The organism is Streptomyces sp. NPDC006925 (assembly GCF_042869575.1).
GTDB lineage: Bacteria > Actinomycetota > Actinomycetes > Streptomycetales > Streptomycetaceae > Streptomyces.
This window is the reverse complement of sequence record NZ_JBIAGB010000013.1, coordinates 22,980-37,697: the sequence shown is the minus strand read 5'-3', so window position 1 is coordinate 37,697 and position 14,718 is coordinate 22,980. Positions and strand designations below refer to the sequence as shown.

Here is a 14,718-nt window from a genome sequence, read left to right as displayed (position 1 = left end):
CGCGGTCAGTCGTGCGCCTCGGCCCCGGCGCGCAGCAGCCCGTAGGTGTAGCCGTCGTCCAGGGCCTGCCAGGAGGCGGCGATGACGTTGTCGCCCACGCCGACCGTCGTCCACTCCCCGCTGCCGTCGCTCATCGACAGCAGCACCCGGGTGGTGGAGGAGGTGCCGTGCGCGCCCTCCAGGATGCGGACCTTGTAGTCGACCAGGTTCAACCGTGCCAGCGCGGGGTGGATGCGCTCCAGTCCGGCCCGCAGGGCCCGGTCCAGCGCGTCGACGGGGCCGTTGCCCTCGCCGGTGACGACGATGCGCTCGCCCTTGGCCCACAGCTTCACCGTCGCCTCGTTGACCTGCATGCCGTCGGGCCGCTGCTCGACGATGGCGCGCCAGGACTCGGCCCGGAAGAACCGCGGCGCGGTGCCCGCGGCGCCGCCGTGCACCTCGTCCCTGAGCAGCAGTTCGAAGGAGGCGTCGGCGGCTTCGTAGGTGTAGCCCTTGAGTTCCTGCTCCTTGACCCGCTCGACCACCCGGCCGACCAGTTCCCGGTCGCCGCTCAGGTCGTAGCCCAGCTCCTTGCCCTTGAGCTCGACGGAGGCGCGCCCGGCCATGTCGGAGACGAGCATCCGCATGGTGTTGCCGACGAGTTCGGGGTCGATGTGCTGGTATAGGTCGGGATCGATCTTGATGGCGGAGGCGTGCAGTCCGCCCTTGTGGGCGAAGGCGGAGGTGCCGACGTAGGGCTGGTGGGTGGAGGGGGTCAGGTTGACGACCTCGGCGATGGCGTGCGAGACGCGGGTGGTCTCGGCGAGCGCGCCCTCGGGCAGCACGCGCCTGCCGTACTTGAGCTCCAGCGCGGCGACGACGGGGAAGAGGTTGGCGTTTCCGACGCGTTCGCCGTAGCCGTTGGCGGTGCATTGCACGTGGGTTGCGCCGCCGTCGACGGCGGCCAGGGTGTTGGCGACCGCGCAGCCGGTGTCGTCCTGCGCGTGGATGCCCAGCCGGGCCCCGGTGTCGGCCCCCACGGTGCGGACGACTGCCTGGATCTGCGCGGGGATCATGCCGCCGTTGGTGTCGCAGAGGACGACCACCTCGGCGCCCGCCTCGTACGCGGTGCGCACGACCTGCTCGGCGTAGCGGGGGTTGGCCTGGTAGCCGTCGAAGAAGTGCTCGCAGTCGACGAAGACGCGGCGGCCGTGCTCCCGCAGATGGCCGACCGTCTCGGCGATCATCGACAGGTTCTCCTCCAGCGTGGTGCGCAGCGCCAGCTCCACATGCCGGTCGTGGGCCTTCGCCACGAGCGTGACCACCGGCGCCTTCGCGTCCAGCAGCGCCTGGACCTGGGGATCGATCTGGGCTGGGACGCCGGCCCTGCGGGTGGAGCCGAAGGCGACGAGCTGTGCGTGCCGGAAGTCGATCTCCTCGGGGGCGCGGGCGAAGAACTCGGTGTCGCGCGGGTTGGCGCCCGGCCAGCCGCCCTCGATGAAGCCCACCCCGTACTCGTCGAGGTGGCGGGCGATGGTCAGCTTGTCGGCGACGGTCAGGTTGATGCCCTCGCGCTGCGCGCCGTCGCGCAGAGTGGTGTCGAAGACGTGGAAACCGTCGTCCGGGGGCTGCGGTCCCGTCGGGCTGCCGGTGGCTGCTGCGGCGCCTGCCGCGTCGGAGGTCATGGCTGGTGGCTCCTGGGCTGGATTCAGTGGTTCCGGAAGGAAGCGCTCCACTTGCCCCCATCATCCCTCGCGCCGTCCGCTCCGGCTGAGGTGGGCCGGAAAACGAAAAAACCCCTCGCGGGTGCGAGAGGTCTGCGCGCGGGTCTGGGGCACGGTGTCCGCTGCCGTACGGGTCGTTCCACGGCAGTCGGTCACTGCGGACCGGCGCGCCTGCTGCCAATAATCATGACGAACGAGGGCACGGAGGAAGTCTCGCACAACCCGACCCCCGCACCCTCTCCCGTCTCACGATGCGAAAACCCGCCGCTCAGGCGGTCGGCTCCGCCCGCTCACACCTCGTGCAGGCCCTGCTCGCCGACCCGGGTCACGAAGGAGGCGGCAGTGCGCACCGGCGATCCCGGCTCGGTGACGACGGCGACCGTGCGGAAGTCCGCCCGTGCCTGCCGCTTGTCCAGCCGCACGGTCACATAGCCCCGGTGCCCGTTGTAGAACTTCATGTGCGGGTTGGCCGCCAGATAGGTCTCCCAGTTGGACGGCCGGTCCTCGCCGTCCTTGCCGCTGGTGACGGAGGTGGCCACGATCTCGGTCCCCACCGTGCGGGAGTCCTGGTCGCCGAAGTCCCGCTTGATGTCGTAGGCGTACCCCTTGTGCACGTCCCCGGTGAGCACCATCAGGTTCTCCACCCCGGCCGCCTCGGCGCCCGCCAGCAGCCGGTCACGGGAGGCCGGGGCACCGTCCCAGGCGTCCATGCTGACCTTGTAGGCGGACGTGCTGTTGCTGCGCCGCTCGGAGAAGGTGACCTGCTGCGGAACGAGATTCCAGACGGTGTCCGAGCTGCGCCACCCGTCGAGCAGCCAGCGCTCCTGCGCGGCGCCGACCATGGTGCGGGCCGGGTCCGTCGACTCCGGGCCCGGGTGGTGCCAGCCGTCGCCGTAGGCCTGGTCCGAGCGGTACTGCCGGGTGTCGAGGATGTCGAACTGCGCCAGCCTGCCGAACCGCAGCCTGCGATAGAGGCGCATGTCCGGGCCCCTGGGCCGCTGGGGCCGGCGCAGCGGCAGGTTCTCCCAGTAGGCGCGGTAGGCGGCCGCCCGGCGCACCAGGAACTCCTCCGAGGAGCCGCCGTCCTCGGGGACGTCGTCCGCGTAGTTGTTCTCCGTCTCGTGGTCGTCCCAGGTGACCAGGAAGGGGTGCGCCGCGTGTGCCGCCTGCAGGTCGGGGTCCGACTTGTAGAGCGCGTACCGCAGCCGGTACTCCTCCAGCGAGACCGTCTCGCGGTCGAAGCGGGAGGGCAGCTCCCGGTCGGTGTACCCGCGGGCGCCGCCGTGCGCGTCGACGGCGTACTCGTACAGGTAGTCGCCGAGGTGGAAGACCAGGTCCACGTCCTCCTCGGCGAGGTGCCGGTGGGCGGTGAAGTAGCCGTGGTGGTACGCCTGGCAGGAGACGGCGGCCAGCCTGAGTTCGCCGATGTCGGCGCCGGGAGCCGGTGCGGTGCGGGTGCGGCCCACCGGGCTGAGCCACTTCCCCGCCCGGAAGCGGTAGTAGTACACGCGATCGGCGCCCAGGCCCGCGGCCTCCACGTGCACGGCGTGGTTCAGCTCGGGGTGCGCGAGGGCCGTGCCGCGGCGCACGACCCGGCGGAAGCGGCGGTCGTGGGACAGCTCCCAGCGGACGGGGATCCGCGCCTTCGGCAGGCCGCTGCCGGGCTCGTAGGGCTCCGGCGCGAGGCGCGTCCACAGCACGACGGAGCCGGGCTGCGGGTCGCCGGAGGCGACGCCCAGGGTGAAGGGGTCGGCACGGACAGCGGTCCGCGCGTCCGCCTCGGCCGCCTGCGCGCTGCCGGGCAGGTCGGTGGTGAAGGCGAGCACCGCGGCGGCGCCCGTGACGGTCAGCAAACGGCGGCGGCCCAGCGCCGCCGCCGCTCGTCTGATCTCCTGCTGGCTGTCCTGATCCTGCTGGGTCGGCTGGGGACGCGGCATCTGGATCTCGGCCCTCCCTGGAGGCGGTCGATGACATCGTCATGACAGCGCTGCCAAAAGGCCCTTCAGCTACGGAAGTTCGACCCCTGCATGTCAGGTACATGTACGTCAGGTCGGTTCCGGGCTTACCGTGACACGCCCCACGATGTCCGCGAGGACCTACCCGTCAGGAACCGAGGGTGTGCATCCAGCCGTGCGTGTCCTCCGCCTGGCCGGTCTGGACCGCCAGCAGTGCCTCCCGGAGCCGCATCGTGATCTCCCCGGCGCCGCCGTCGCCGACCTTCCACTCGCCGCGCGCCGACTTCACCTGACCGACCGGCGTGATCACCGCGGCGGTCCCGCAGGCGAACACCTCGCTGATCGAGCCGTCGGCGTTGCCCGCACGCCACGCGTCGGTCGTCAGCCGCACCTCCCCCGTCGCGTACCCGAGGTCGGCGGCGATCTGCAGCAGCGAGTCGCGGGTGATGCCCGGGAGCAGCGTGCCGGTCAGCTCCGGGGTCACGATCCGCGCGCCGGCGCCGGAGCCCTGGACGAAGTAGAGGTTCATGCCCCCCATCTCCTCGACGTAGCGGCGCTCCACCGCGTCCAGCCAGACCACCTGGTCGCAGCCGTGCTCGGCGGCCTCCGCCTGGGCGACCAGCGAGGCGGCGTAGTTGCCCGCGCACTTGGCCTCGCCCGTCCCGCCCGGCGCCGCACGCACGTACTCCTCGGAGAGCCACACCGAGACGGGCTCGACGCCGCCGGGGAAGTAGGCGCCCGCCGGGGACGCGATGACCATGAACGTGTACCGGTTCGCGGGCCGCACCCCCAGCCCGACCTCGGTGGCGAACAGGAACGGCCGCAGGTAGAGGGACGCCTCGCCCCCGCCGGGCACCCACGCACTGTCCTGACCCACCAGCAGGTCGCACGCCTCGACGAAGGTCTCCACGGGCAACTGGGGCATCGCCAGCCGGCGGGCGCTGCGCTGGAAGCGGCGGGCGTTGGCGTCCGGCCGGAAGACCTTCACCGAGCCGTCGGGCTGCCGGTACGCCTTCAGCCCCTCGAAGATCGACTGCGCGTAGTGCAGCGTCATGTTGGCAGGGTCGATCGACAGCGGAGCGTAGGGCTGCAGACGCGCGTCGTGCCAGCCGCGGTCCTCGGTCCACTCGATGGTCACCATGTGGTCGGTGAAGTACCGCCCGAAACCGGGGTTCGCCAGCACCGCCTCCCGCTCGGCGGCACCGAGCGGCTCGGCGGTCGGTTCGAGGTCGAATGCGATACGGGGGGTCGTCATGTCCGCGTCCTTAGCTCGTGTCGTTGCGGACCCCGCGGCCGGGCTCCCCACCGGTACGGGCCTCCGGTGCGGCTGCCCTCGCGGCGCAGTCGCTCCGAGCGCGCTGCTGCCCCGGCACCACCGCGCTCGACAGCGCGATACCGGGGCTCGGGAGCTGCCTCCCGGGGCTGTCCACTCTCCGATTATCGCGCGCCGGTCGAACGCTTTCGGACAGGGGTGCGAGAAGCGTGCACGCGCGGCCCGTCCCGCCGCGACGGCGGGACGGGCCGGATCACGGGGTCGGCAGCCGGTGGCAGTCCGTGCCCGGACCGCGGAGCCCCGGCGGTGCCGACCGCTCCGCGGGGGACCTCGCGGACGACCCGGCGGACGATTCAGCCGGCCACACGGGCCGCGAGCGCGTCGCCGATCTCGTCGGTGGTGCGGACCGGAGCGACGTCCCGCTCGGCGAGATCCGCGGTGACGGCCGCCTCGACCCGGGCGGCCTCGGCCTCGTGGCCGAGATGGCGCAGCAGCAGCGCGACCGACAGCACGGTGGCGGTCGGGTCGGCCTTTCCGCTGCCCGCGATGTCGGGTGCCGACCCGTGCACCGGCTCGAACATGGACGGGAACTGCCGGGTGGGGTTGATGTTCCCCGAGGCCGCGAGCCCGATCCCGCCGCTGACGGCGGCGGCGAGGTCGGTGATGATGTCGCCGAAGAGGTTGTCGGTGACGATCACGTCGAACCGCGCCGGGTCGGTCACCATGAAGATCGTGGCCGCGTCGACGTGCAGATAGTCGGTCGTCACCTCGGGGTACTCGCGCCCGACCCGGTCGAAGGTGTCCTTCCACAGGTGGCCGGCGTGCACCAGCACGTTGTTCTTGTGCACCAGGGTGAGCTTCTTCCGCGGGCGCGCCTGCGCCCGGGCGAACGCGTCGCGCACGACCCGCTCCACACCGAACGCGGTGTTGACGCTGACCTCGTTGGCGACCTCGTGCGGGGTGCCCTTGCGGATGGTGCCGCCGTTGCCCACATAGGGCCCCTCGGTCCCCTCGCGGACGACGACGAAGTCGATCTCCGGGCGGCCCGCCAGCGGGGACTCGGTGTTCGGGAAGAGCGTGGAGGGGCGCAGGTTGACGAAGTGGTCGAAGGCGAAGCGCAGCTTGAGCAGCAGCCCGCGCTCCAGCACCCCGGAGGGGACGCCGGGGTCGCCGATGGCGCCGAGCAGGATCGCGTCATGCCCCGCGAGCCGCTCCAGCTCCTCGTCGGTGAGCGTCTCCCCGGTGGCGTGCCAGCGTTTGGCGCCGAGATCGTACTCGTGCGTCTCCAGGGCGACGTCCGGCGGGAGGACGGCGGTGAGGACCTTGAGGCCCTGGGCGACGACCTCCGGGCCGATTCCGTCTCCGGAGATCACTGCGAGGTCGATGGTGCGGTCCGTGCGGGAGGCCGTTCCTGAAGACATGCGCCAGAGACTACTCCCCGTCCCAGGCTGTGACATAAAGCTGTCCGCATGACGGACGACGCCTGCGGTTGCACCGGTTGACGCACGCTGTTCAGCGGACGTATCCGCCCCTGTCGCCCGCCAGTTGGACCCCGTGGGGACCTTTCCCCCATGGCCGCGAACGACCTGCCCGACCTGGGTGTGCCCGCTCGGCTCGCCGCACGCATGAGCATGGCCGAGCAGCACGCCTACCTGCGCGAGAAGCTCGGCCGACGCGCCCGTCCCGTCCTGCCGAACGGCCCGACCAGGCGCGGGGTGCTGCGCGGCGGCGGACTGCTGGCGGCGGGCGCCGCGGCGCTGCGCGCGGACGCCGGGATGCTGCGCGGCGGCGTGAGCACTCCCGGCGGCAGCGCGGCGCTGCTGCCCCGGACCGCCGTGGACGGCGCGCTGGTCGCTCCGTCCGGCCGCCACCTGGCCTTCGGCGCCGACCCGGCGTCGCAGATGCGGATCTCCTGGCAGGTACCGCTCCCGGTCCGGCGCCCCTACCTGCGGGTGGGCACCGCACCGTGGGACCTGGGCGGCAAGGTGGCGGCGGAGGCCCGCGCGCTGCACACCCCCGCACTGAGCAGCGCGCTGCCGAGTGTCGAGCAGCTCTACCTGCACGTCGGTCTGGAGGGGCTGCGCCCGGGCACGACGTACTACTACGGCGTCGGCCACGACGGCTTCGACCCCGCGGCGCCCGAGCGGTCACACACCGTGGACTCCTTCACCACGGCCCCGGCCGACGGCACCCGGCCCTTCGTCTTCACCGCCTTCGGCGACCAGGGCGTCAGCCCCGAGGCGCGCACCGCCGGCCGGCTCCTGCTCGACCGGGACCCGGCCTTCCATCTGCACGCGGGCGACATCTGCTACGCCGACGGGACCGGGCACGGCGAGGAAACCGACCGCTACGACGCGCGGACGTGGGACCGGTTCCTCGCCCAGATCGAACCGGTGGCCCGCCGGGTGCCGTGGATGGTGACCACCGGCAACCACGACATGGAAGCCTGGTACTCGCCCGACGGCTACGGCGGCCAGACCGCACGCTGGTCACTGCCCGGCGACGGGCCCGACCCGGAGCGGGCGCCCGGCATCTACTCGTTCGTGTACGGGAACGTCGGCGTGGTGGCCCTGGACGCCAACGACGTCTCCTACGAGATCCCGGCCAACCGCGGCTGCACCGGCGGGACGCAGACGCGGTGGCTGGAGCGGACACTGCAGCGGCTGCGCGCCCACCGGGGTGTCGACTTCGTGGTCGTCTTCTTCCACCACTGCGCGTACTCGACCGCCACCCACGGCTCGGACGGCGGGGTACGGGAGAGATGGGTGGCGCTGTTCGAGCGGCACCACGTCGACCTCGTGGTCAACGGGCACAACCACGTCTACGAGCGCACCGACCCGCTGCGCGGCGGCAGGCCCACCCGCGCACTGCGGAGCGGCGAGACCACCGACCCGGTGGCGGACGGGACCGTGTACGTCACGGCGGGCGGGGGCGGGCGCAAGCTGTACGACTTCCGGGCACCGGACAGCCACGAGGGGCAGGTCCGGGACCGGGACAGCGTTCCGGGAATCCGCTGGACCGGGGAGCGGAGCGCCGAGCAGGACCGCGTGGAGTGGTCCCGGGTTCGCTACACCGGGTTCTCCTTCCTCGCGGTGGAGTCCCGTCCCGGGCCACGGCCCGCACTCTCGGTGACGGCGCTGGCGCAGTCGGGGCGGCGCATCGATCACTTCGCGGTGCGCCGCCGCTGAAGCGCTCCGCCGCGGCCGGGCACCGTCCCCGCGGAGGACCGCGGAGCACGGACCCGGCCGGACGGCGACACAGCGGCGTCTCGGCGGTGCCGCTCGGCGACGGTCGCTCAGCGGCGGTCGAAGGCCCGCTGGAGGGCCTCGGCTGCCTTGCGGCGGTCCTCCTCGCGGAGACGGGCCGCCGCACGGGAGCGGCGGACGCGGGAGGCGGGGACGTGGGTGGCTGTGGGCGTGGCCATAGGAATGCAACTCCTTCTGCACGGCGTGGAACGCAAGACGCGAGGAGAGATCTGCCGGACAGCCAACGGTGCGGGGACAACCGGTGCGGCAGGGATCACCTGCCGGAGACGCACGGTGTCGCACCCGCGAAGCGCTCGGTCGAGCGGGACGATCGGCTTCCTACAACGATAGGAGCCGGAGCCCGTGATGTCTCGCCAAATAGTTGGGCTTCCTACTATCTGAGACGAGCCCCACACCGGCCCCGTCGCGGCGGGCCGGTGGGAAGACGGGGGGAAGAGCGGAAAAGGGGCGGGCCCGGCCCCCTCCGTACGGGCGGAGAAGGGGGCCGGGCCCTCATCGCACAGGGACCACGGGGGCGTCAGCCCATGTGCGGGTACCGGTAGTCGGTCGGCGCGACCTGGGTCTCCTTGATCGCACGCGGCGAGGACCAGCGGATCAGGTTGAACTTCGAGCCCGCCTTGTCGTTGGTGCCCGAGGCCCGCGCACCGCCGAAGGGCTGCTGGCCGACGATGGACCCGGTGGGCCGGTCGTTGAGGTAGAAGTTGCCCGCGGCGAACCGCAGCTTCTCCGAGGCGGCGGCCAGCACCGCGCGGTCCTTGGCCAGGACGGCGCCGGTCAGCGCGTACGCCGAGGCCGACTCCATCTGGTCCAGCATCGCGTCCCAGTTCTCGTCCTCGTAGACGTGGATCGCGATGATCGGGCCGAAGTACTCGGCCTTGAAGACCTCGTTCTCCGGGTCGGAGCAGACGATGACGGTCGGCGAGACGAAGTAGCCGGTGCTGTCGTCACAGCTGCCGCCGACCAGGATCTCGCAGGACGGATCGGCCGCGGCGCGGTCGATGGCGGCCTTGTTCTTGGCGAAGGCCCGGTCGTCGATGACGGCGCCGATGAAGTGCGACAGGTCCGTCACATCGCCCATGGACAGCCCCCGCACCTCGGTGGCCAGGTCGTCCTTGAAGCCGCTCTCCCACAGGGAGCGGGGCAGGTAGGCGCGGGAGGCGGCGGAGCACTTCTGACCCTGGTACTCGAAGGCGCCGCGGGTGATGGCGGTCTTGAGCACGGCCGGGTCGGCCGAGGAGTGGGCGACGATGAAGTCCTTGCCGCCGGTCTCGCCGACGATCCGCGGGTAGGACTTGTAGTTCGTGATGTTCTCGCCGACGGACTTCCACAGGTGCTGGAAGGTGGCGGTCGAGCCGGTGAAGTGGACGCCGGCCAGGTCCGGGTGCGGCAGCGCGACCTCGGACACCTCCTTGCCGTCGCCGGTCACCAGGTTGATGACGCCCTTGGGCAGCCCGGCCTCCTCCAGCAGCTCCATGAGCAGCACGGCGGAGTGCGTCTGGGTGGGGGACGGCTTCCAGACCACCACGTTGCCCATCAGCGCCGGGGCCGTGGGCAGGTTGCCCGCGATCGCGGTGAAGTTGAACGGCGTGATCGCGTAGACGAAGCCTTCCAGCGGGCGGTGGTCCATGCGGTTCCAGATCCCGTTGGGCTGGACCAGCGGCTGCTCGGTCATCAGCTCACGGGCGAAGTGCACGTTGAAGCGCCAGAAGTCGATCAGCTCGCAGGGCGCGTCGATCTCGGCCTGCTGCGCCGTCTTGGACTGGCCCAGCATGGTGGAGGCGGCGATCGTCTCGCGCCAGGGGCCGGAGAGCAGCTCGGCGGCCTTGAGGATGATCGCGGCCCGGTCGTCGAAGGACAGCGCACGCCAGGCCGGGGCCGCGGCGAGCGCCGCGTCGACGGCGTCCTGTGCGTCCTGCCGGGTGGCGGTCGCGTAGGTGCCCAGGACCTTCCGGTGGTTGTGCGGCTGGACGACGTCGACACGCTCGCCGCCGCCCATCCGCTTGACGCCGTCGATCGTCATCGGCAGCTCGCGGGGGCTGTCGCCCAGCTCCTTGAGTTTGGCCTCCAGGCGCGCGCGCTCGGGGCTGCCGGGCGCGTAGGTGTGCACCGGCTCGTTGTACGGGGCGGGGACCTGGGTCACAGCGTCCACGGTTGCTCCTCGGGTCGTGGTTCGGACGGTCGGTGGGGCGCCGGTCGGGTGCCCGGATGCGGTGTTCTCAGTTGCTGGTGACGAGCGAGCGCAGGAAGAAGCCCATGTTCGCGGGGCGCTCCGCCAGCCGCCGCATGAAGTATCCGTACCAGTCGGTGCCGTACGGAACGTAGACGCGCATCCGATGCCCGTCCGCGACCAGCCGCTCCTGCTCGGCCGCGCGGATGCCGTAGAGCATCTGGAACTCGTACTCGTCCCGCTTTCGACCGTAACGCTCGGCCAGATTCTGGGCGATGGCCACCATGCGGGGATCGTGGGATCCCACCATCGGGTAGCCGTCACCGGCCATCAGGATCTTCAGACAGCGCACGTACGCCCGGTCGACCTCGTGCTTGTCCTGGTGGGCGACCTCGGCGGGCTCCTTGTAGGCGCCCTTGACCAGCCGGACCCGGGAGCCCTCGCCGGCGAGCGCGTGGCAGTCCTCCTCGGTACGGAAGAGGTACGACTGGACCACGGCACCGGTACCGGGGAAGCGCTCGCGCAGCTGCGCGAGGATCGCCAGCGTCGAGTCGACGGTGGTGTGGTCCTCCATGTCGAGCGTGACCGTCGTACCGGCGGCGGCAGCGGCCTCGACGACGGGCAGCACGTTGTCGTGCGCCAGGTCGTGCCCGCCCGGGAGCGCCTGGCCGAAGGCGGAGAGCTTGACCGACATCTCGGCCTGCTCGGCGAGCCCGGCGGCGGCCAGCGCGTCGGTCAGCGCGAGGTAGGCGTCGCGGTTACGGAGAGCTTCCGACCGGTCGGTGATGTCCTCGCCCAGGTGGTCGATGGTCACCTGCATACCGCGCGCGGCCAGCGCCGCGACGGAGTCCAGACACGGATCGAGCCGCTCGCCCGCCACGAACCGGTCCACCATCGGGCGGGTCACCGGAGCGGCCGAAACGAGGCGGCGGATGCTGTCGCTGCGCGCGGCGGCGAGGAGCACGGGTCCCAGCACGGGGCACCTCCACGGAGTCTTCTTGCGGGTGGCTCGATGGCGCACGCGCAGCGGAGGCGTGACGCGGAAGCCACCTAGAAGTTAAGGATCGCTCCACCACCGGGGCCATCGACAGGTGTCACGCGTCCGTGGCCCGGCTCTCAGACAGATGTATGAGAATGGACCGACGGGACACGCGGGCCGCTGCGGCGGCGCGGTACGGCACGGCCGCGAGGGACAGACGGCACGGCGCGAGGCACAGGAGGCCACGGCATGCGCGAGGACTACCAGGCGCTGATCGACGAGGTCTCCCAGTTGCTGGGCACCCCGGCCACGCTGGAGAGCCGGGACTTCTCGCTGATCGCCTTCGGGGCGCACGAGGGCGGTGCCGACGGCGACGAGGGGCAGAACGGCGGCCCCGCGCTCGACTCGGTACGCACCCGCACCATCCTCCAGCGGCGCTCCACCCCCGCCGTGCGCGCCTTCTTCGAGAGCTACGGCATCGCCCGGGCGAGCGGCCCCGTGCGCATCCCTCCCCCGGCCTCCGGCCAGGAGGTGCCGCCGGACCCGGCCGCGGGCCTGGTGCACGGCCGGATCTGCCTGCCGGTACGCGACCGCGGCGTCGTGCACGGCTACATCTGGCTGCTGGACGACGGCACGCTGGAACTCACCGACCCCCGGCTGGCCGCGGCGATGGCGGTCGCAGAGCGCACCGGCGCCCAGTTGGCCGCGGACTCCCGCGCCGAGGAGCAGACCGGGGAACTGCTGCACGCCGCCCTGGCCGAGCGCGGCGGGGCCGCACGGGACGAGGCCGTCGCCGGGCTGCGGACGGCACTGGGCGAGACCGCGTACGGGCCACTGGTGCTGGTGGCGGTGCTGCCCTGGCCGGAGGAGGACGCGACCGCGGTCCGCGGACCGCTCCCCGCCACCCTCCCCCGGCTCGCGGCCCAGTGCGTGCGGGACGGGGCGCTGGCCACGCTCGTGCGGCTGCGCACCCCGCACGGCCTGGAGGCGGCCCGGTCGGCGGCAGACCGGCTGCTGCGCGCGCCGGGCCGGGCCGGGAGCGCCGACCCGGAGACCGGGGCTCCGGCACCGACCGCCGGGCTGAGCAGCCCGCGCAGCGGGCTGTCGGACCTGTCGGGAGCCTGGTACGAAGCCCGTGCCGCGGCCCGCGCCGCGGCGGCCGAACCCCGGCCGGGCGCCCTGGCCGAGTGGGACGCCATCGGGCCCTATCGGATGCTCACCGGCATCCCCCGCACCGCTGGCACCGCACCCGATCCCGCTGTGCAGGACCTTCTCCGCGCCACCCACCGCGAGCTCGCCCGTACCGCGGAGGTCTACCTCGACTGCGCGGGCCAGGCGGGCCGCGCCGCCGCAGCGCTCGGCATCCACCGGCAGACCCTCTACTACCGCCTCTCCCGGGTCGAACGCCTCACCGGCCTCGACCTGGACGAGGGCGAGGACCGCCTGCTCCTGCACATGGCGCTCAAGGCCGCCCGGCTGTGACCTCCCCGCGGCCCTGCTGCCACGAGGGCGCCGGACGGGACCGGAACAGGGCCAGGGCCCCGGCGGCCGGCGTTCGCGGTGCCCGTACCCGCGACAGCGCCCGACGCGAAGGCAGGTCGGGCACCGGAGGGGGTGCGGGCCCGGACGCGACGGAGGGCCGCACGCGGTCTCCGTGCGGCCCTTCCGTTCTGCCTGCGTGGGCCCCTGGCGCGGGGCCCGCGTCACTCGGTCAGGTTGACCGCCCGGGCGTGGGTGGCGCCCACCTCGTCGGCGATCTCGGAGAGGGCCGCGGCGCCGATGGTGCCGTCGACGGTCAGCGCGACGAGCGCCTCGCCGCCCTCCTCGGCGCGGGAGACCTGCATGCCCGCGATGTTGACGCCCGCCTCGCCCAGGACGCGGCCGACGGTGCCGACGACACCGGGCCGGTCGCTGTAGCGCAGGAACGCCATGTGATCGGCGACCGCGAGGTCCACACCGTGCTCATTGATGGCGACGAGCTTCTGGAGGTGCTTGGGGCCGGACAGCGTGCCCGACGCCGAGACCTCCTCGCCGCCGGCGAGGGTGCCCCGCACGGTCACCACGTTGCGGTGCTCGGCGGACTCGCTGGAGGTGGTCAGCCGCACCTCGACCCCGCGCTCCTGGGCGAACAGGGGCGCGTTGACGTAGCTGACCGTGTCGTCCACCACGTCCTCGAACACGCCCTTGAGCGCGGACAGCTCCAGCACCTTGACATCGTGCTGGGTGATCTCGCCGTACACCTCCACATCCAGCCGGACGGCGACCTCGCCGGCCAGCGCGGTGAAGATCCGGCCCAGGTTCTCGGCGAGCGGCAGCGCCGGGCGCACGTCCTCGGCGATCACCCCGCCCTGCACGTTGACCGCGTCGGGCACCAGCTCACCCGCCAGGGCCAGCCGCACCGACTTGGCGACCGCGATACCGGCCTTCTCCTGCGCCTCACCGGTGGAGGCCCCCAGGTGGGGGGTGCACACGACCTGGTCGAAGGCGAAGAGCGGGGAGTCGGTGCACGGCTCGGAGGCGTACACGTCCAGCCCCGCGCCCGCGACCCGGCCCTCCTTGATGGCCGCCGCCAGCGCCTCCTCGTCGACGATGCCGCCGCGCGCCGCGTTGACCACGCGCACGTTCGGCTTGACCTTGTGCAGCGCCTCGTCCCCGATGAGTCCGAGGGTCTCCGGGGTCTTGGGCAGGTGGACGGTGATGAAGTCCGAGACGGCCAGCAGCTCGTCCAGCGAGAGCAGCTTGACGCCCATCTGCGCGGCCCGCGCCGGCTGCACGAACGGGTCGTAGGCGACGACCTTCATCCCGAAAGCGGACATCCGCTGGGCCACCAGCACACCGATCCGGCCCAGGCCGACCACGCCGAGCGTCTTCTCGCTCAGCTCCACGCCGGTGTACTTGCTGCGCTTCCACTCGCCGTTCTTGAGCGCCGTGTTGGCCTGCGGAATGTTCCGGGCCGTGGCGATGAGCAGGCCGCAGGCCAGTTCGGCCGCGGTGACGATGTTGGAGGTGGGGGCGTTGACCACCATCACGCCCGCCTTGGTGGCGGCGGGCACGTCCACGTTGTCGAGTCCGACTCCGGCGCGGGCGACCACCTTGAGCTTGTGCGCCGCGGCCACGGCCTCGGCGTCGATCTTGGTGGCGGAGCGGACGAGAACGGCGTCCACATCGGCGAGAGCGGGGAGGAGTTCGCCCCGGTCGGCGCCGTCACACTGCCGGATCTCGAAATCCGGCCCCAGCGCTTCGACGGTCGCGGGCGACAGCTCTTCGGCGATGAGTACTACGGGCTTGCTCACGTGGTCTCCAAATTCTTGGGACGGCGCGTTTCCCTGCGGGGCGGGAGGAGCAGACGCACGACGCTGTGAGCCTGTGGACCCG

The 14,718-nt window shown here is 72.3% G+C and carries 10 protein-coding genes; 2 read left to right on the top strand and 8 right to left on the bottom strand.

Going from position 1 to position 14,718, the window contains the following annotated elements; genetic code table 11:
- Positions 1-5 precede the first annotated feature (5 nt).
- The 4 genes from cimA to ACFYNS_RS18805 all read right to left on the bottom strand — a co-directional run bounded on the left by cimA (position 6) and on the right by ACFYNS_RS18805 (position 6,352).
- A complete protein-coding gene (cimA, locus tag ACFYNS_RS18820) occupies positions 6-1,664 on the bottom strand; it encodes a citramalate synthase (protein WP_360301086.1) in 1,659 nt (552 codons plus the stop codon).
- A gap of 329 nt (positions 1,665-1,993) precedes the next feature.
- Positions 1,994-3,640: an alkaline phosphatase D family protein gene (locus ACFYNS_RS18815; RefSeq protein WP_360301089.1), complete on the bottom strand. Its 1,647-nt coding sequence runs from the start codon at positions 3,638-3,640 to the stop codon at positions 1,994-1,996.
- Between the two features lie 166 nt (positions 3,641-3,806).
- Positions 3,807-4,913 carry a branched-chain amino acid aminotransferase gene (locus ACFYNS_RS18810; protein ID WP_075002459.1) on the bottom strand — a complete coding sequence of 369 codons (1,107 nt, stop codon included), beginning with the start codon at positions 4,911-4,913 and terminating at the stop codon, positions 3,807-3,809.
- A gap of 371 nt (positions 4,914-5,284) precedes the next feature.
- Positions 5,285-6,352, bottom strand: a complete 1,068-nt coding sequence (locus ACFYNS_RS18805; RefSeq protein ID WP_388603944.1) for a 3-isopropylmalate dehydrogenase — start codon at positions 6,350-6,352, stop codon at positions 5,285-5,287.
- A gap of 150 nt (positions 6,353-6,502) precedes the next feature.
- Here ACFYNS_RS18805 and ACFYNS_RS18800 point away from each other — a divergent pair, with 150 nt between their 5' ends.
- Positions 6,503-8,119 (top strand): purple acid phosphatase family protein, encoded by a 1,617-nt coding sequence (locus tag ACFYNS_RS18800; RefSeq protein WP_388603942.1) that lies wholly within the window; start codon positions 6,503-6,505, stop codon positions 8,117-8,119.
- A 107-nt stretch (positions 8,120-8,226) separates the two neighbouring features.
- Here the strand turns inward: ACFYNS_RS18800 and ACFYNS_RS18795 are convergent, their stop codons facing one another.
- The 3 genes from ACFYNS_RS18795 to ACFYNS_RS18785 all read right to left on the bottom strand — a co-directional run bounded on the left by ACFYNS_RS18795 (position 8,227) and on the right by ACFYNS_RS18785 (position 11,340).
- Positions 8,227-8,355 carry a hypothetical protein gene (locus tag ACFYNS_RS18795; RefSeq protein ID WP_019355765.1) on the bottom strand — a complete coding sequence of 43 codons (129 nt, stop codon included), beginning with the start codon at positions 8,353-8,355 and terminating at the stop codon, positions 8,227-8,229.
- Between the two features lie 359 nt (positions 8,356-8,714).
- Entirely contained in the window at positions 8,715-10,346 is a 1,632-nt protein-coding gene (gene pruA / locus ACFYNS_RS18790; protein WP_360299765.1) for an L-glutamate gamma-semialdehyde dehydrogenase, read from the bottom strand.
- A gap of 67 nt (positions 10,347-10,413) precedes the next feature.
- On the bottom strand, positions 10,414-11,340 hold the full coding sequence (locus ACFYNS_RS18785) for a proline dehydrogenase family protein (protein WP_360299762.1): 927 nt from the start codon (positions 11,338-11,340) through the stop codon (positions 10,414-10,416).
- Positions 11,341-11,592: 252 nt separating this feature from the next.
- Here ACFYNS_RS18785 and ACFYNS_RS18780 point away from each other — a divergent pair, with 252 nt between their 5' ends.
- The gene (locus tag ACFYNS_RS18780) at positions 11,593-12,825 is read left to right on the top strand and encodes a helix-turn-helix domain-containing protein (protein ID WP_360299759.1); all 1,233 of its coding nucleotides are present in this window, start codon (positions 11,593-11,595) and stop codon (positions 12,823-12,825) included.
- Positions 12,826-13,046: 221 nt separating this feature from the next.
- On the opposite strand, the gene serA is transcribed toward ACFYNS_RS18780, so the two are convergent.
- Positions 13,047-14,636 carry a phosphoglycerate dehydrogenase gene (gene serA, locus ACFYNS_RS18775; RefSeq protein WP_075002453.1) on the bottom strand — a complete coding sequence of 530 codons (1,590 nt, stop codon included), beginning with the start codon at positions 14,634-14,636 and terminating at the stop codon, positions 13,047-13,049.
- Between the last annotated feature and the right edge of the window lie 82 nt (positions 14,637-14,718).